The sequence below is a fragment of the Crocinitomix algicola genome (genome assembly GCF_001661595.2).
Taxonomy (GTDB): domain Bacteria; phylum Bacteroidota; class Bacteroidia; order Flavobacteriales_D; family Crocinitomicaceae; genus Crocinitomix; species Crocinitomix algicola.
Window position 1 is genome coordinate 1 of record NZ_LYPF02000008.1, and the last position, 15,438, is coordinate 15,438.

At 35.2% G+C, this 15,438-nt stretch carries 17 protein-coding genes; 7 read left to right on the forward strand and 10 right to left on the reverse strand.

The window, feature by feature from the left end; translation table 11 throughout:
• A partial coding sequence (locus A8143_RS05580) for a T9SS type A sorting domain-containing protein (protein WP_139134275.1) occupies positions 1-733 on the forward strand: 733 nt, incomplete at its 5' end.
• A gap of 80 nt (positions 734-813) precedes the next feature.
• On the opposite strand, the gene A8143_RS05585 is transcribed toward A8143_RS05580, so the two are convergent.
• The 5 genes from A8143_RS05585 to A8143_RS05605 form a co-directional block, all read right to left on the reverse strand.
• Complete coding sequence (locus A8143_RS05585; RefSeq protein WP_066756834.1) at positions 814-1,860, reverse strand: M42 family metallopeptidase; 1,047 nt, start codon at positions 1,858-1,860, stop codon at positions 814-816.
• Positions 1,861-2,169 (reverse strand): hypothetical protein, encoded by a 309-nt coding sequence (locus tag A8143_RS05590; RefSeq protein ID WP_139134276.1) that lies wholly within the window; start codon positions 2,167-2,169, stop codon positions 1,861-1,863.
• A 90-nt stretch (positions 2,170-2,259) separates the two neighbouring features.
• Positions 2,260-2,670: a BrxA/BrxB family bacilliredoxin gene (locus A8143_RS05595; protein ID WP_066756840.1), complete on the reverse strand. Its 411-nt coding sequence runs from the start codon at positions 2,668-2,670 to the stop codon at positions 2,260-2,262.
• Positions 2,671-2,781: 111 nt separating this feature from the next.
• Positions 2,782-3,819, reverse strand: coding sequence for an NAD(P)/FAD-dependent oxidoreductase (locus A8143_RS05600; protein WP_066756843.1), 1,038 nt, complete (start codon positions 3,817-3,819; stop codon positions 2,782-2,784).
• A 9-nt stretch (positions 3,820-3,828) separates the two neighbouring features.
• On the reverse strand, positions 3,829-4,524 hold the full coding sequence (locus A8143_RS05605) for a ComF family protein (protein WP_066756954.1): 696 nt from the start codon (positions 4,522-4,524) through the stop codon (positions 3,829-3,831).
• A gap of 490 nt (positions 4,525-5,014) precedes the next feature.
• Between A8143_RS05605 and A8143_RS05610 the strand changes: the two genes are divergently transcribed.
• Together A8143_RS05610 and A8143_RS05615 are read left to right on the forward strand one after the other, a co-directional pair.
• A complete protein-coding gene (locus A8143_RS05610; protein ID WP_066756845.1) occupies positions 5,015-5,992 on the forward strand; it encodes a ribonucleoside-diphosphate reductase small subunit in 978 nt (325 codons plus the stop codon).
• A gap of 85 nt (positions 5,993-6,077) precedes the next feature.
• Positions 6,078-8,447, forward strand: a complete 2,370-nt coding sequence (locus A8143_RS05615) for a ribonucleoside-diphosphate reductase subunit alpha (RefSeq protein WP_066756848.1) — start codon at positions 6,078-6,080, stop codon at positions 8,445-8,447.
• A gap of 97 nt (positions 8,448-8,544) precedes the next feature.
• On the opposite strand, the gene A8143_RS05620 is transcribed toward A8143_RS05615, so the two are convergent.
• The 4 genes from A8143_RS05620 to A8143_RS05635 form a co-directional block, all read right to left on the reverse strand.
• Positions 8,545-9,765, reverse strand: coding sequence for a M56 family metallopeptidase (locus tag A8143_RS05620; RefSeq protein ID WP_066756851.1), 1,221 nt, complete (start codon positions 9,763-9,765; stop codon positions 8,545-8,547).
• Entirely contained in the window at positions 9,758-10,126 is a 369-nt protein-coding gene (locus A8143_RS05625) for a BlaI/MecI/CopY family transcriptional regulator (RefSeq protein WP_066756854.1), read from the reverse strand. Before A8143_RS05625 ends, A8143_RS05620 begins: the two co-directional genes overlap by 8 nt.
• Before the next feature lie 151 nt (positions 10,127-10,277).
• Entirely contained in the window at positions 10,278-10,967 is a 690-nt protein-coding gene (gene purQ, locus A8143_RS05630; protein ID WP_066756860.1) for a phosphoribosylformylglycinamidine synthase subunit PurQ, read from the reverse strand.
• 91 nt (positions 10,968-11,058) lie between these two features.
• The gene (locus A8143_RS05635) at positions 11,059-12,015 is read right to left on the reverse strand and encodes a hypothetical protein (protein WP_066756862.1); all 957 of its coding nucleotides are present in this window, start codon (positions 12,013-12,015) and stop codon (positions 11,059-11,061) included.
• A gap of 55 nt (positions 12,016-12,070) precedes the next feature.
• Here A8143_RS05635 and A8143_RS05640 point away from each other — a divergent pair, with 55 nt between their 5' ends.
• Positions 12,071-12,262 carry a hypothetical protein gene (locus A8143_RS05640; RefSeq protein ID WP_066756864.1) on the forward strand — a complete coding sequence of 64 codons (192 nt, stop codon included), beginning with the start codon at positions 12,071-12,073 and terminating at the stop codon, positions 12,260-12,262.
• Positions 12,263-12,336: 74 nt separating this feature from the next.
• On the opposite strand, the gene A8143_RS05645 is transcribed toward A8143_RS05640, so the two are convergent.
• Positions 12,337-12,576, reverse strand: a complete 240-nt coding sequence (locus A8143_RS05645; RefSeq protein ID WP_066756866.1) for a hypothetical protein — start codon at positions 12,574-12,576, stop codon at positions 12,337-12,339.
• Positions 12,577-12,662: 86 nt separating this feature from the next.
• Between A8143_RS05645 and fbp the strand changes: the two genes are divergently transcribed.
• The 3 genes from fbp (at position 12,663) to A8143_RS05660 (ending at position 15,429) form a co-directional block, all read left to right on the forward strand.
• On the forward strand, positions 12,663-13,661 hold the full coding sequence (gene fbp, locus A8143_RS05650) for a class 1 fructose-bisphosphatase (protein WP_066756869.1): 999 nt from the start codon (positions 12,663-12,665) through the stop codon (positions 13,659-13,661).
• 66 nt (positions 13,662-13,727) lie between these two features.
• Positions 13,728-14,225: a thiol peroxidase gene (gene tpx, locus A8143_RS05655; protein WP_066756870.1), complete on the forward strand. Its 498-nt coding sequence runs from the start codon at positions 13,728-13,730 to the stop codon at positions 14,223-14,225.
• A 202-nt stretch (positions 14,226-14,427) separates the two neighbouring features.
• Entirely contained in the window at positions 14,428-15,429 is a 1,002-nt protein-coding gene (locus A8143_RS05660) for an NAD(P)H-dependent glycerol-3-phosphate dehydrogenase (RefSeq protein ID WP_066756873.1), read from the forward strand.
• Positions 15,430-15,438 lie beyond the last annotated feature (9 nt).

Consider the following 15,438-nt stretch of genomic DNA (forward strand, 5'->3'; position numbering starts at 1 on the left):
CCCTGCAACTGCTTCAGTTGAAGTCTCTGTTGTTGGATTACCTGACGTAACCGCAAGTGCTGATAACGATGCTATTTGCTTAGGTCAACCGGTAACTTTAACTGGTGGCGGAGCAAGTGAGTATGAATGGTCTCCTGCTTCGATTACTAACGGAACTCCATTTGTACCTGAAACAGCTGGATCATATACTTATACTGTAATTGGTAAAGACAGCTTTGGCTGTACGAACGAAGCTACTATCACCATCACGGTAGCTGAACCAATGTCATTGACTTTTGAAAACACTTTACCAACCGACGGAACAGATGGTGAAATTGACTTAACTGTTCATGACGGTGTCGCTCCATTCACTTTCGATTGGGACAATGATGGACTAGGTGATATGGATGATGACGAAGATCTTATTGGTGTTGGACCTGGCGCATACACTGTTATTGTTACAGGTGCATCGGGTTGTACAGAAGAGATGATCATTTTCCTTGATTCTCAATTAAGTATTGATGATTTAAATGAAAATATTGCAATCTATCCTAATCCTACTACAGAAAATGTAACAATTGAAATGGAAGGTCAATTTAACTACACCCTTCAAACCATTCAGGGAGCAACACTTTTAACTGGTGTTGGTAACCAAATTGAAACAATTTCTTTAGAAAATTATGAAAGCGGAACCTACCTAATTTCGATTCAAGTTGAAAATCAACTATCAACATTGAAAATTATTAAACAGTAGGTTTATTAAGCATTAACGCTAAAAAAAACGAAAAGCACGGTCCTCTTGGCCGTGCTTTTTTATTCTAAATGTTGTAAAATCTATTTAAAATCCCAATCATATTGATCCAAATTCAAAAGACTAGCAGTTAATAAATCTATTGAACCTTTAATATCATCTTTATTCGCCATTTCTATAACTTGGTGAAGATGACGTGTCGGAATTGAAATCGCCCCTGCAATAGAACCTCCAGCTGTCATTCGTTGAATTCCTGCAGTATCTGTGCCTCCCGCAGTCAAAATCTCTGGCTGCCATTTTATATTATGCTTATTAGCTATTTCTTTCATGTATGCAACCATACGGTAATCACAAATGGTCATGGCATCCATAACTTTTATTGCTGTTCCCTCTCCTAACCTTGTTATCTTTTCATGTTCCGCAGCTCCGGGTAAATCAAAAGCGATTGTCGTATCTAAACCAAATCCAAAATCCGGATTTACTTTTAATGTCGAAACATTTGCTCCTCGAATTCCCACTTCCTCCTGTACGGTAAAAACACCATAAACATCATAAGGAACTTCTTTGTCTTTTAAGTTTCTCAACGTCTCAATTAGTATGAAAACAGCCAAACGATTATCTAACGACTTAGAGTTCACACAATTCCCCATTTCGATAAACTCTCGCTCCCGTGTTATTGAATCACCAACTTCTATCAACGCATCAACTTCATTTTTAGATAATCCTGTATCAATAAAATAATCAGTAATTTTTGGATTTTTATTACGTTCTTCAGGTGTCATAACATGTATCGGTTTAGAAGCCATAACTCCAACAACCTCTTCCTTACCGTGAATTATAACGCGTTGTGCTGTTAATGTTTTAGGGTCAAAACCTCCCAAGGTATGAAAACGAATAAATCCTTTATCATCAATATGCGTAACAATAAAACCAATTTCATCCATGTGTGCACCGACCATAGCTGACTTCCGCTGTTTACCACGCTTAATTGCGTAAACATTTCCCATATTATCAACCTCTATCTCATCTACGAGTGGAGTCACCTCATTTACAACTAACTCTCTAACTTTTTGTTCGAAACCCGGCGCACCAGGTGTTTTACAAACTTTTGCTAATAATTCTAAATTCATTTATTTATTCTTTGTGTCCTTTAACAAGTTTAAACGAAATCCTATCATGATTGGAATACCCACCAATATAATAATAAGTAACAACCAGCCTTTCCATGTTGGTGTTACATTCACAAGATGTTTAATAGAAACGACCGTAGGCAAATCACGAGCATTAAAAAAGCCTGCCAACGAAATATCATTTACATATGACGTTCCAACCTCCACAATCTTGGCCTCAAAAATTGCGGCTGGATACAAATAAAAAAAAGTACAAAACACCGCTATTGTCACTAATGAATACAAGGACACTCGTAAATTCTTATTCATAAAATATTTCTTTATTAATTTTAAAGTTAAGCATAAAAAAACCGAATCTAACACTTCGGTTAAATTCGGTTTAAACACTTTTTTTAGGGACTAGCAATACTCGTCAAAAGCCATCGCTAAATTTTCCGCAATCATTTCAGCTGAACGCCCTTCAATATGATGTCTTTCAATAAAATGAACCAAAGTACCATTCTTAAACAATGCGATAGATGGTGAAGAAGGAGGATAAGGCAAGGTATATTTTCTTGCTTGAGAGACCGCATCACCGTCTACCCCTGCAAAGACAGTTACCATATTATCTGGCAATTTATTATGTTTGGTAGACAAAATCACTCCAGGTCTCATTGTACCTGCCGCACATCCACAAACTGAATTAATCACACATAATACAGTACCATCCTGATTAATCGCTGCATCTACTTCTTCTGGTGTTTCAAGACTTTTGAAACCACTTTCTACCAACTGATTTTTCATTGGTGTTGTTAACTCTGCTGGATACATATCCTATTTCTTTTTATAATTAGTAAAACTTATCATTCATTGCCCAAATAAGTGTGACAACATTTAATGATACAAAATTGCACATTATTTAGCGAACAATAAGAATTGAAGTTAAGAATTATTGGAAATATATTTGTGTGAATAACGCCTTATATTCACTTCATCATCCAATATACCTCCCTCAAAAACAAAGTCTAAGAACTGTTTACCATAATATGGAGCAATCATTACACCTTTAGTACCTAACCCGTTAAATACATAAACATTTTTATGTTTTGGGTGCATTCCTACCAGTGGTCTCCTATCCGCCACAGTTGGTCGAATACCAGCTTGATGATCAACAATTTCAAAATCAAAATTTGCAAACATTTTTAATCGGCTCAACAAATCATCTTTTCCTTCTTTTGTTGGTATAGGTTGATTCAGTTCCCAATTGTACGTAGAACCTATTTTATACAAGTTATCACCTATCGGCAGAATAAAAAGGTTTTTATTAACGGTCTCCATACAACTATAATTAAACGACCTAATTATCAACACCTCTCCATGAGTTGGCTTCATAGGTAAATAATTAAAAAAAGGATTAGACCCAATTTCCGCACCCTCGCAAAAGAAATACAATTCCTCTTCGTTCAAGTTGGCATACGAAAATTTGTCTTCTATAAATTTGACGCCCTTATTTATAAAAAAACGTTTGGAAGCGTCTAGGAACAAGCCCGTTTTTAAATTTCCAAAAGTCTTTACTTTCCCAAAACCATTTGGAGCATAAATTTTTTCCATTGTCGTGGAATTTTCGTGCCCCATATAACTTTTAAAGTCAGGGTCATTAACTTTTACCGCCCAATCATTCTCCTCTTCTACATCACGTAAAACCCTAAGAATATTTTTATACGACAATAGTTCGACTTCGAGTTCCCGTTGAATTTTTTCATAAAAATCACCTGCAAAAGGCATTAATTTATCCACATTCCAACTCTTTGTAAGTCTTTTAAAAATAATTGGATTAACAAGTCCGGCTGCGACTCGAGTACAATGGTTAGAACCCGAATCAAAAACGCGAAAAGAACGACCTTTAAAATAGGCTGTCCATGCTAGAACCGCACCTGCCAAACCCCAACCAACAATGACATTTTCATCCTTTTTTTGCATCTTTCTTTTTTAAATTCGAGCTGCTAAGGTAGCAATACTAACTGTGCAATTTTCAATTCGATTAAATTCCTGCACACAAGCTTCTAGGGTTGCACCGGTAGTCATGACGTCGTCAACAAGTAAAATATGTACCCCTTCTAATGTTGATTTGGGTGTTTTGAGCTCAAATATTTTGCGAACATTATTCCAACGATCATACTTAGAAAATTTGGTTTGACTCGGGTTGTACACAATTCGATCCATAATATTTTCATCAACAGGAACATTCAGCCCATCACTAATACCTTTAGCAATAACAGAACTTTGGTTAAACCCTCTTTCTTTCAATTTTTTTGGATGTAAAGGAACAGGCACAATTTTATCAAATCGCTCATTTTGCATGAGTTCATTCGCCAATATACGACCAAAAAAATAACCTAATTTTCGCTTCTTTTTATACTTTAACTGATGAAGAACCTGTTGTGATTGATTTCCTTTTTGATAATCCAGCAAACTATAAACATGCTCCACCTGAACCCTCCCCCAAAATAATCGATTAAGTTTATCCATGTTCAAATTGTTCCCATTCAAATAAGGCAAATCATAGAGACAATTCAAGCAGACATGATTTTCTTGACTATTTAGACTTGCATCACATAAATTGCAATAATTTGGATAGAAAACATTAAAAAAAGACCGGGTGTAAAACCCTATTCTATCCCCCATTCTCATATATCGATTTTTTTAGTTTTAGGTACACTAAATTTACAAAAGTTTTTTAACAATACCACGTTTATAATTAAGACCTATTTTACCTTGATTCATACCTCCAAATAATCGTAAATTGTAAGTCCAGTTTGGGAGGAATTTTTAACAAAAAAACGAATTAACAAGTTGTTAATAGATTGTTCGTTTTTCGTTAATTTGATGTTAATTTGAAAAAGAGCAAATAAAATATTTTATTTTTCAACAACTTGTTTTCCAATGTTTTAAAAACGGTAACAAGAGAAGATTGTTGAAAACTAGCGTGTCGTTGTGAATTATTTATAATTGATACTTCGATAAAAAATCGCAACTTTGGTATCTCAATTCGCAACTATAAATAGCCCCTCAAATTTGGATATAGAACACCTAGTGTGAGTTGATTTTTTACAGCCAAAAAATTCGGTTTGGATTGTAAAAAAGCGAAAGAAATAACGAATTAAAATCAGTAAGAATGGCAGCAGCAGTTGAACCAATTTTAGAAAAAAATAATGAGCGTTTCGTTCTCTTCCCGATTGAACACAATGATATTTGGCAATTTTACAAAAAGGCTGAAGCGAGTTTTTGGACAGCAGAAGAAATTGACTTATCGCAGGACTTAATTGACTGGAATGAGAAGTTAAATGATGATGAGCGTCACTTTATCAAGCACGTACTTGCCTTTTTTGCTGCTTCCGATGGAATAGTTAACGAAAATTTGGCCGAAAACTTTCTTTCAGAAGTACAGTACACTGAGGCAAAATTTTTCTATGGATTTCAAATAGCAATTGAAAATATACATTCTGAAACATACTCATTATTGATAGATACCTATATCAAAGACAGTAAAGAAAAATCTTACCTATTTAATGCAATCGAAACCATTCCATGTGTAAAAAAGAAGGCTGATTGGGCCTTGCGATGGATAGAGGAAGGGTCTTATGCCGAGCGATTAATTGCGTTTGCAGCTGTAGAAGGTATTTTCTTTTCAGGTTCATTTTGCTCAATTTTCTGGTTAAAGAAAAGAGGACTTATGCCTGGATTAAGTTTCTCAAACGAGCTCATCTCTAGAGATGAAGGCTTGCATTGTGATTTTGCATGCCTACTCTACAATAATCACTTAGTAAATAAATTATCCAAAGAGACCATTACTAAAATTATTACTGACGCAGTAGAAATCGAAAAAGAATTTGTAACGGATGCTATTCCTGTAAAGTTAATTGGTATGAATGCTGACTTAATGCAGCAATATATTGAGTTTGTCGCTGATCGTTTATTAGGAGAGCTTAATTGCGAACCAGTTTATAAATCCAGTAATCCATTCGACTTCATGGATATGATCAGCATTCAAGGTAAAACTAACTTTTTTGAAAAACGCGTAGCAGAGTATCAAAAAGCGGGAGTTTTAAACAGTGGAGAAAACCAATCTTTTTCATTAGACGAAGATTTCTAGATAATTTTTATTAAAAACCCTATTGTGTTTATGACCTTTTACATTATTGAAAGGTTGAGATCACATTAAAAACCAAGGACGCCTTATGTATGTAATTAAAAGAGACGGAAGAAAAGAGCCAGTTAAATTTGATAAAATAACGGCTCGTGTAAAGAAATTATGTTACGGACTTAGCCCTATTGTTCAGCCTGAGTTAGTAGCTATGAAAGTAATTGAAGGCCTATATGATGGCGTAAGCACCTATGAATTAGACAATTTAGCAGCCGAAGTATCGGCATCAAAAACCATTGAGCATCCCGATTACGCATTGTTAGCGTCTCGAATCTCCGTGTCCAATCTGCATAAAAACACGAAAAAATCTTTTTCGGATACGATAGAAGATTTATACAAATATGTCGATCCAATTACAGGTGAAAGCGCTTCATTAATTGCAGAAGATGTTTACGAAATCGTTCAGGACAATGCTGAATATTTCGATTCGCACATTATTTACGACCGTGATTTTAAGTATGATTTTTTTGGGTTTAAAACATTAGAAAGAGCTTATCTTTTAAAAATTAACAATAAAATTGTTGAGCGTCCACAACATATGTTAATGAGAGTCTCGGTTGGTATTCACAAAGGAGATATTGAGTCTGCGGTTAAAACGTATAACGCGATGTCTGAAGGTTGGTTTACACATGCAACTCCTACCCTATTTAATGCTGGAACACCAAAACCTCAAATGTCCTCTTGTTTCTTACTGCAAATGAAAGAAGACAGTATTGAGGGGATTTACGACACTTTAAAACAATGCGCTCGTATTTCTCAATCAGCAGGTGGTATAGGGTTATCGATTCATGACATCCGTGCGAAAGGATCATATATTAAAGGAACTAATGGAACGTCAAATGGAATTGTTCCAATGTTAAGAGTATTTAATGACACCGCGAGATATGTCGACCAAGGAGGAGGAAAACGAAAAGGATCATTTGCTATTTATATTGAACCTTGGCACGCGGACATCATTGATTTCCTAGATTTAAAAAAGAATCACGGTAAAGAAGAACAACGTGCTAGAGATTTATTCTATGCTATGTGGGTTCCTGACTTGTTCATGAAACGAGTAGAAGCAAACGGAGAATGGACCTTAATGTGTCCTAATGAATGTCCGGGGCTATCTGATACTTACGGCGAGGAATTTGAGAAATTATATACTAAATACGAAACTGAGGGCCGAGGAAGAAAAACGGTTAAAGCACAGGATATTTGGTTTAAGATTTTAGAATCACAAATTGAAACCGGGACACCTTATATGGTATACAAAGATGCTGCAAACTTAAAATCTAATCAAAAGAATTTAGGCACCATTAAGTCATCAAATCTTTGTACTGAAATACTCGAGTACACCGCTCCAGACGAAGTTGCAGTTTGCAACCTTGGCTCAATAGCCTTACCTAAATTTGTTAACGCAGAAAACAAAACTTTTGATCATGACAAGTTATTCGAAATGGCTTATCATTTAACTATCAACCTTAACAAAGTAATTGATCAAAACTATTATCCAGTTGAAGAGGCGCGTAACTCTAATATGAGACATCGACCTATTGGCATTGGTGTACAAGGTTTAGCCGATGCGTATATCTTGATGCGATACCCTTTTGATTCGGAAGAGGCACGTCAATTGAACAAAGAAATTTTTGAAACTATCTATTATGCTGCTGTAACAGCGTCAAAAGACACCGCGATAAAGGATGGACCTTATCCAACAATTGAAGGCTCACCAATCTCTAAAGGAGAATTCCAATTTGATATGTGGGGAGTTACACCATCTAACCGTTGGGAATGGGACATATTAAGAGAAGAGGTGAAACAACACGGTGTTAGAAACTCACTACTTTTAGCGCCAATGCCTACTGCTTCAACTGCACAAATACTAGGTAATAACGAATGTTTTGAACCCTATACGTCAAACATATATACGAGACGTGTTTTGTCAGGCGAATTCATCATCGTAAACAAACACTTATTGAAGGATCTTGTAAAACTAAATTTGTGGGATTCAACGATGAAAAATAAATTGATGGCTTCTAATGGCTCAATTCAAAATATTGATGAAATTCCACAAGACATCAAAGACCTATATAAAACAGCTTGGGAAATCTCTCAGAAAGTACTGATCAATCAAGCCGCTGATCGTGGGGCATATATCTGTCAATCTCAATCACTGAATTTGTTTATGGAAAATGCAAATTTTGCAAAATTAACTTCAATGCATTTTTATGGATGGAAGGCTGGTTTGAAAACAGGTATGTATTACCTTCGAACAAAAGCAGCTACAGACGCTATCAAATTTACACTTGATAAAAATGCGGCAAGTGCTCCAAAAATAATTGCGAAAACAGAAGAAGAGCGCATGGAAGAAATAGCCTGCTCGCTAGATGATCCAGACAACTGCGAAATGTGTTCTGGTTAATCTCACAGACATACTCAATGAAAAAGCCCGTTCGAAACAATTGAACGGGCTTTTTTTAAAACTTTAAAAGACTTAGCGTAATAATTGGTTTCTTACACTAATTTAACCTAAAGCTAATCGGTAATACAAATTTAACGGCGACATCTTTACCGTCTAATTTTCCTGGTGTCCAATCTGGCATTAAAGAAACGACCCTTAGTGCTTCAGCATCTAATTCTGGATGAACTCCCCTTTTAATTAAAGGATTCTCTATTCGTCCATCAGCATTCACGATGAACTCAACAAAAACATTTCCTTCCACTCCTTCATCAACCAATTCTTTCGGGTATGTAACATTCTCCACTATGAAGGCAGACATGCCTTCTTGTCCTCCTTTGAAAATTGGTGATTCATCAACAACTTCATACACGTTATTTTTATCAAGTAAAGGAATTGAATTCTCATTCTGCTCAATAGGATCACTACTCTTTGGCTCTATGGACTTCGTACATTGCATAAACATTGAACCAAAAGCAACTATTGGTAAAAAAATGAATAACCATTTTTTTGATTTTTTTTGTGTTTTCATAATCTGAATTCTTTTTTTGACCGCCAATTGTTTTTTAAAGCGGCTCGTTAATAAATAATTCGGAGATGAAAACCCTAAAGCATAATTCACTAAAAATCTTAAGTACTTTACCCTGTAATTTCGATACAAAACTTGATCGACTTGATACTCATGCATAAAAACCAATGAACGTTTCATAAGAAACAGTATAGGATTCACCCACAAGAAAATGTGGTATAGTTCAAGTAAAATTATATCCAAGGAATGAAGCTGTCGGGCATGTTCTTTTTCATGCTCAAACACTAACATTTTTTCATCATCCGATAAACCTGATTCAATTTGAATGTTATTGAAAAAAGAAAAAGAGGTTTGGTTAGGAATTGAATAGCACCTTAACCCCCCACTAGTTGTTGACTTATGCGTTCTAAACAAATGAATCAATCGAATAAGACGCATAAGAAAAATGACAAAGAGTATAACAGTGACCACACCGTAGATTGACCAAAAGTTTAAATTAGGCCAAAAACCGTTAACCTCGTAAACAGAAGAAACCTGTACAGGGTTTAATTGTATAATCCCAGGCACATAGCTATATTCCGACAGGTCAACAATTCGTTTCAACACGATAACGCAAAAAGCAATTAAAGGCAATAAAATCAAGGTTATTCTGGCCCATTTTAAAGGTATTCGTTGCTTTATCAGCAGGAAAACCACGTAAAAGAAGGCTAATAAAATATTTACCTCAATATAAAACCAAATCCCGCTAGTCATTGTCATCTTCATTTAGTTCCAAAAGCATGTCATTCAAATCATTCAAATCCAATTTATTCTCCTTCATAAAAAAGGATAAAAACTGGGCATTTGAATTATTAAAAAAACGTTTTTTCAAAGCTTGAACACGTTGTAAAGAATAAGTTTCTTTTGAAATCGTTGGATAATATTCGTTTGATTTACCGTATGTCTTAAACTTTACAAAACCCTTTTGCACCAGTACACGAATAACTGTTAAAACCGTATTGTAAGCTGGTTTAGGATCATCTAGCTCCGCAAGAATATCCTTTGCAAAACCTTTTTCAACTTTCCAGATGGCTTGCATGATTTGCTCTTCCGCCTTTGTTAATTCTTTTTTCATACATTCTAATTTGTGTCGACGAATCAAAAGTATAACTATTTTTATAATTATACAACTATATTTATAAATATAAATGTGAGATTTCTAATTTTTTTACAAAAAAAGGCCGTTAACAGAACTGCTAACGGCCTTTAGTTATCGTTAATTTATTTTATTTCAAGTTTGCCAATATAGATTCAAAAAAGAATTTACCATCAATATTAGAAAGATTCTCGTCTGCAGCACGTTCTGGATGCGGCATCATTCCAAAAACATTTTTACCGACATTGGTTATTCCTGCAATATTCTCTATTGATCCGTTTGGATTTGATTCATCAGTTACATTACCTTCCTCATCACAATATTGGAATAAGATTTGGTTGTTATCTTGAATTGATTTGATCACATCATTTGGCGCGAAAAATCGACCTTCACCATGCGCGATTGGAATTTTATAGGCTTTGTTAGGATCTAAATCCTTTGTAATGGCAGCATCTGACGAATTAGGTTTTAAGAAGATATTTTTGCAAATAAATTTTTGATTGTCGTTATGAAGCAATGCCCCATCTAACAGCGGCGTTTCACATAAAATTTGAAAACCGTTACAAACACCCATTACATAACCACCTTTTTGCCCATGAGCGATTACCTCGTTCATAATTGGAGAAAATTTTGCAATTGCACCAGAACGCAAGTAATCTCCAAAAGAAAAACCACCCGGTAGTACAATAAAATCACACCCTTTGAGATCGTTTTCTTTATGCCATAACTTTTCAACTTTTTGACCCAAGCTAATCTCTAAGGTATCAATCATATCCTGATCGCAATTAGAACCAGGAAAAGTAACCACTCCAAATTTCATTTATCAGATTTTAAAATGCTTTGCAAAGGTAATTATTAATTAAAGAATTCAGCAAAACTGAATAAAATATTGCGTGGATAGTGCGCATCATTTATCCCAAGAAGTCCCAAAACAGCAAAACTAACCAGAGTCCAAGTAAAATATTTGCGAATAAAGCTGAAGACAATTTCAAAAACACAACACATAACATAACGGAATATGGGATTACAAAAGCAAAGTAAGGTTCATCAAACAAAAACCAACTTAAGCCAAAAGGAATTAATGAGAGCCAAACAAAATGAAATAAAATGCGACTACGCTTCTTAAAAGCTAAAAGAGCTGTCCTTGCTATTACGGCATATTGCCAAGAGCCCCATAACAAAACAAGAACAATAAAGCCAATTAAGAAAGTATGATGAAGAAACCATTGAAACGAATCATTTATGATTGTCAGTCCTTCTCTACGAATATCTAATTGGCCCGTTGATAAAAAAACAATTGCGTAATGATAAAACCAAGGTAAAGCAATTCCAAGAATCAACATCATCCATTCCCTCCATATAAAAGAACGAAAAATTACCAAAGTAAACCATGGCAACAACACTAAAGGTGCTACAACCGGTGTAAAAACTGTCGCTCCTCCAATAAATAAAGCCGCCATAAAAACAGCTGAATTTGCTTTATCTTGACGATTAATTCTAAACAAAAAACCTAAACCATATCCCAAAAAAAGAATTGCCAATAAATCCAAAGAAAAATGGAAATGTGTAAAAGTAAAAATTAGAAGAACATAAAAAAGTCCGGCCAAATAAGTATTTTTCCCATAGAACCCATATACATTAACCAATCGATTGACCTCTATTGCCCCAAGATAAATAATAATTATTGAAAATAAATAGTGGAAAATAACATTGCTATAAACCCAACCTATAAAACCTGCCTCCCAAGTAAAAAAACTTGCCGGAGTATCAGCTGTATTAAAAAAAAGTGGGAGACCTAAAACACAAATCAGCAAAGGCAAACTGAAAATGGCAACGGGTGTTTTTGATTTAAACAAATTTACTAGCATGGGCTTAAAATTAATCTAATTTATTTATTACATTTGTTGCACAAATTGATATTTTATGAGTTCATCAGATATTTTTTACGGAATTTACGACGGGGCATATTGGTTATTTCAATATACATTAGAGCCAATTGGTGATCTTTTTTGGACTGCCGCACTAATCTTTGGTTTTCTTGCCTTCGGGTATTGGATGTACAGACAATCGCAATACAATAAAATTGCTGAAAACGATCCAAACCAAATTAAATAACCTTACAACTTATTAAAGTTAATGCCTTCTTGTTTATCGAGAAGGTTTTTTTTTTGGAATCATTCAAATTAAACTTACTGATTTTCAGGTATTCCTGCGGACTTTAACTCCCTCAAAAAAGAAAATATTTTTTTCCGGAAAGCAAAGAATAAAATAATGTAAGGAACGGTCATAATATACAATATACCTTCATTAATCGTACTACCACCATCTTCGGCTTGATCTTCCGCAACAGCTTTACACATGGCACATTGACCAAATAAATCTTGTATGAAGAACAAAAAAAGTGTAAATAAATATATTTTTCTTTTCATCCCAATAAGTATATACTACAAAGGTATTAAAATGAATTGGTAATATCCCATAAAATAGCGTTATTTGCACCTCAACATTACAAGATATGGAGCAAGTAAAAACGTTAGGAGAATTTATCATTGATAGACAACAAGATTTTCCAGGTTCAAGTGGAGAATTTTCAAGACTCTTAAGTGCAATTCGGTTGGCCTCAAAAATTGTCAGTCAACAAGTAAACAAGGCTGGTTTATTAAGTCATATTGTTGGTGCTGCTGGCTCGGACAATATCCAAGGTGAAGCACAACAAAAATTAGACGTTTACGCAAATGATCAATTTATAAAGGCACTTGCTGCACGTAAGGTTGTATGTGGAATTGCATCCGAAGAAAACGATGCTTATATTCCAATTAATGAAGAAGGCTCATATATTGTTGCAATGGATCCCCTCGATGGCTCTTCGAACATTGATGTAAATGTTTCAATTGGGACCATTTTTAGTATTTATAGAAGGGTTTCTCCAGTAGGCGGACCACTTTCAGATGCAGATTTTTTACAAAAAGGAACAGAACAATTAGCCGCAGGCTATGTGATATATGGCTCTTCAACAATGCTTGTTTACACTACCGGAAATGGCGTTAACGGTTTCACTTTCGACCCTGGAATCGGTGTGTTTTTACTCTCCCACCCAAATATGCAATTCCCGAACAATGGAAAAATTTACTCCATGAATGAGGGTAACTTCTACAGGAGTTCAAAAGGCGTTCAAGAGTTTATAAAATATGCTCAAACGGTAGACCCTGAAACTAACCGTCCTTATACAGCACGTTATATAGGATCTTTAGTTGCCGATTTCCATAGAAACTTAATCAAAGGAGGCATATATATGTACCCTTCTACTGACACGGCACCGAATGGTAAACTCCGTCTCTTGTATGAATGTAATCCGTTAGCTTTTATAGCCGAACAAGCTGGGGGATCAGCTTCGGATGGTAAGAATAGAATTATGGAAATAGATCCAACCGACCTACATCAACGTGTCCCTTATTTTGTTGGAAATTCGGCTTTAGTAGATAAAGCAGAACAATGCATAAAAACGAACGGATAATTTGCGTTTCTCCACTGTAAACCTCAATATTTTAGTTAACTTTAAATCAAACTAAACAGAAATAAAATGGCTAAAATTACATTAGGTGGTACGGCGATTCATACCAACGGAGAATTACCAAAAGTCGGGGAAAAGGCTCCAGACTTTAAACTAGTTGCAACAGATATGTCGACATCAACATTGGCAGACTATAAAGGAACAAAAGTGATCCTTAATATATTTCCAAGTGTTGATACTGGTGTTTGTGCATCATCCGTGCGACATTTCAACGAAAAAGCTTCACAATTAGAAAACACTAAAGTGCTCTGCATTTCCCGTGATCTTCCTTTTGCGCAAAAACGTTTTTGTGGAGCAGAAGGTCTAGATAATGTTATAAATCTTTCAGATTTTGTTGATGGTTCATTTGGCAGAGACTATGGTTTAATGATTGAAGACGGTGGTTTTGAAGGACTTCACTCTAGAGTAATTGTCGTTCTTAACGAAAATGGTGAAGTTAAATATACTGAACAAGTACCTGAAATAGGAGAAGCACCCGATTATGAAGCTGCACTCGCTGCGCTTTAAGATCCTTTAACTCTAACTGTTGGTGCCACGCAAAAAATGCTGTGGCATTTTTTATTCATTAACCGAGCTAACAAATTAACTTTAAGTCACATTCATCGCATTTTCTATGAATCGTTAAAATTAGAATTAACAACCATCCACAACTCCTTTATCAATTCATGTTACTTATTCCAAGTTTTTTATATTTTTGTTTACTGCAATAATGGGAGATAAAGAAAAAAAAATAGCAGTTATTGGTGGTGGAAGTTGGGCAACAGCTTTGGTTAAAATATTAACCAACCAAAAACATGTTATCAACTGGTGGATGCATAACGAATCTTCAGCTGCCCACATCCTGAAACATCGACACAACCCTAAGTACTTACAAGCCGTTGAGTTTGATTTAGAGCGAATTAACGTGGGCACAGATTTAGTTGAAATTATCGAACCATCAGACATCATTATAATCGCTACTCCCTCAGCTTTTTTACACGAGTTGTTTGAAAAATTTCCTTCAAAAAAGCTAAAGAACAAATTCGTGTTTTCAGCCGTTAAGGGTATTATTCCTGAATTAAATGAAATACCTGGGGAATTTTATCACAATTATCTTGGTGTTCCTTATGATAACATCGGCATAATCTGCGGACCATGTCATGCTGAAGAGGTAGCCTTGGAACGGCTTTCATATTTAACCGTCGCTTCGCAAGATGAAGACATTGCAGAATACGTTGCAGAACGACTAAGGTCTCGTTATATAAAAGCTGCAGTCTCTGATGATATATTTGGAACAGAATATTCTGCAGTTTTGAAAAATGTATACGCAATTGCGAGTGGTATTTGTGCAGGCTTAGGATATGGGGATAATTTTCAATCTGTTTTAATTTCAAACGCAATTCAAGAAATTGAAAACTTTATAGATGAAGTTCATCCTATACACCGAGACACGAACTCTAGTGCCTATTTAGGTGATTTATTAGTGACAGCCTATTCTAAGTTTTCTAGAAATAGAACGTTTGGTTATATGATTGGTAAAGGGTATTCTGTCAAGATTGCCCAGATGGAAATGGACATGATTGCTGAAGGGTATTATGCAACGAAATGTTTGATTGAAATAAACAAGGAATATGGCGTTGAGATGCCAATCTTAGAAGCCGTAAATAACATCCTTTACGAACGCATATCGCCTTTAATTGAAATTAGAATATTATGCGAAAAGCTCAGTTAAAAACCGAGC